The following is a 2,500-nucleotide window of genomic DNA, read 5'->3' on the forward strand; positions in this document are numbered from 1 at the left end:
TCATCACCCCCGTCAGTTCGGGGCCTTGAATCACGCAGCAGCGGCAGCCTCAAGCAGATCAATGGGTCCTGACCCTAACGAGGTTCATTTCCCGGCTGGAGGCCAAGCTCGATGATCGTCGTTATGGTTTTATGTTTTCACCGCCCAAAGCGGCTCTCGACTATGGGTGGCTTGCAAAACAGATTGTAAAGCTGCTTGGCGCGAACGAAGGGCACGGCATCAAGATCATCGATTTCTCTGAGGTGCCAGCTGACGTACTTCCCGTTGTCACCGGAACGATGGCGCGTCTACTATATGATGTCCAATTTTGGATGGACCCCGAAGCGCGCACGCCTATCACGTTGCTTTGCGACGAGGCACACCTCTATCTGCCGGTGAAGGATGATGCCGACGCGGTGCAGCGGCAGGCACTGTCTGCATTTGAACGCATTGCGAAGGAGGGGCGGAAGTATGGTTTCTCCTTGCTAGTCGTAAGCCAGCGACCATCGGACGTCAGTCGAACTATCCTGTCGCAATGCAACAATTTTCTGGCACTGCGGCTCACCAATGACAGTGATCAGAACGTCATCAAGCGGCTTATGCCAGATTCCCTTGTGGGCCTTACTGCGATGTTACCCCTGCTCGATACCGGGGAAGCTCTGCTACTTGGAGACGCAGTTCTGCTGCCAACGCGCATCAAGCTGGATCAACCTCAGGTTAAGCCTGACAGCGCCACAAGAGATTTCTGGAGGGAGTGGGGTAGTCTTGTGCCGGATGAAGCGCTACTCGAAGCTGCAGTTGAGAGCCTACGCAAGCAGTCGAGAGCGAAGTGAGGCACCCCCGTCGAGCTCACATTTGAAGGAACCTGGGGGCGACATGAGAAGTTCCGCTCGAACGGAGTTCTCTGCGGTTTTCGCGCGTTCTTGATCCCGCTGGGCTACTATCCCGCTGATCTTGCGCGCTGTTTCCGTCCGTTTGTTGACCTATTGCTGACCCGCGGTTTGGAACGCAAAAAGCCGCCCGTGCGGGCGGCTTTTAAGCTGTTGATCTAGCGTGGTTATTTTGGTTGCGGGGGCAGGATTTGAACCTGCGGCCTTCAGGTTATGAGCCTGACGAGCTACCGGGCTGCTCCACCCCGCGCCAATTGGGTCGCCCCAGAACAGAAGATTTCGGGGCGCATCGACAGAGAGACATCCGTGTTTCTTACTAGGTTTGGCAGTGACCTACTCTCCCACGTCTTGAGACGCAGTACCATCGGCGCGGCGGCACTTAACGGCCGAGTTCGGGATGGGATCGGGTGTTTTGCTCGCGCTATGACCACCAAACCAAGAAAGAAACACAATCAATCATCGTCCAAGCCAAGAGCCTTTGACGATCCTTAAGCCAAACCTGGCTTTTACTGGATCAAATCAAGCCAATCGAGCAATTAGTACCGGTCAGCTGAATGCATTACTGCACTTACACCTCCGGCCTATCGACGTGGTCGTCTTCCACGGCTCTCAAGGGAGACCTTGTTTTGAAGGGGGCTTCCCGCTTAGATGCCTTCAGCGGTTATCCTGTCCGAACATAGCTACCCAGCACTGCCGTTGGCACGACAACTGGTCCACCAGTGGTTCGTTCACCCCGGTCCTCTCGTACTAGGGGCAACTCTTCTCAAGTCTCCTACACCCACGGCAGATAGGGACCGAACTGTCTCACGACGTTCTAAACCCAGCTCACGTACCTCTTTAAATGGCGAACAGCCATACCCTTGGGACCTGCTCCAGCCCCAGGATGAGATGAGCCGACATCGAGGTGCCAAACGATGCCGTCGATATGGACTCTTGGGCATCATCAGCCTGTTATCCCCAGAGTACCTTTTATCCGTTGAGCGATGGCCCACCCACTTGGGACCACCGGATCACTATGACCGACTTTCGTCTCTGTTCGTCTTGTCAGACTCACAGTCAGGCTGGCTTCTGCCATTGCACTCAACGAGCGATTTCCGACCGCTCTGAGCCAACCATCGCGCGCCTCCGTTACGATTTGGGAGGCGACCGCCCCAGTCAAACTCCCCACCATGCAGGGTCCCGGACCCGGATAACGGGCCGCGGTTAGACATCAAGAGTGCGAAGGGTGGTATCTCAAGGGAGGCTCCACGAGGACTTGCGTCCCCGCTTCAAAGCCTACCACCTATCCTGCACATCACAATCCTGATGCCAGTGCAAAGCTAGAGTAAAGGTTCATGGGGTCTTTCCGTCTAACCGCGGGTAGTGTGCATCTTGACACACAGTTCAATTTCGCTGAGTCCACATCAGAGACAGCGGGGAGATCGTTACGCCATTCGTGCAGGTCGGAACTTACCCGACAAGGAATTTCGCTACCTTAGGACCGTTATAGTTACGGCCGCCGTTTACTGGGGCTTCAATTCGGAGCTTGCACCCCTCCTTTTAACCTTCCAGCACCGGGCAGGCGTCAGACTGTATACGTCGCCTTACGGCTTCGCACAGCCCTGTGTTTTAAGTAAACAGTCGCCACCCCC

The 2,500-nt window shown here is 55.5% G+C and carries 1 protein-coding gene, 1 tRNA gene and 2 rRNA genes (1 of these 4 cut by a window edge); 1 reads left to right on the forward strand and 3 read right to left on the reverse strand.

The genetic code is table 11. The features are described 5' to 3' along the window. The first annotated feature begins 131 nt into the window (after positions 1–131). Positions 132–812: an ATP-binding protein gene (locus OU426_RS18055; protein WP_267635570.1), complete on the forward strand. Its 681-nt coding sequence runs from the start codon at positions 132–134 to the stop codon at positions 810–812. A gap of 230 nt (positions 813–1,042) precedes the next feature. On the opposite strand, the gene OU426_RS18060 is transcribed toward OU426_RS18055, so the two are convergent. The 3 genes from OU426_RS18060 to OU426_RS18070 all read right to left on the reverse strand — a co-directional run. Beyond that, positions 1,043–1,119, reverse strand: a tRNA-Met gene (locus OU426_RS18060). Positions 1,120–1,189: 70 nt separating this feature from the next. After that, positions 1,190–1,304: ribosomal RNA gene (rrf, locus tag OU426_RS18065) — 5S ribosomal RNA — on the reverse strand. 80 nt (positions 1,305–1,384) lie between these two features. Then, positions 1,385–2,500 (reverse strand): 23S ribosomal RNA (locus OU426_RS18070); it runs 1,718 nt beyond the window's last position.

Origin of the sequence: Frigidibacter sp. RF13 (assembly GCF_026626305.1) — a bacterium.
In the GTDB taxonomy this organism is placed as follows: domain Bacteria; phylum Pseudomonadota; class Alphaproteobacteria; order Rhodobacterales; family Rhodobacteraceae; genus TMP-24.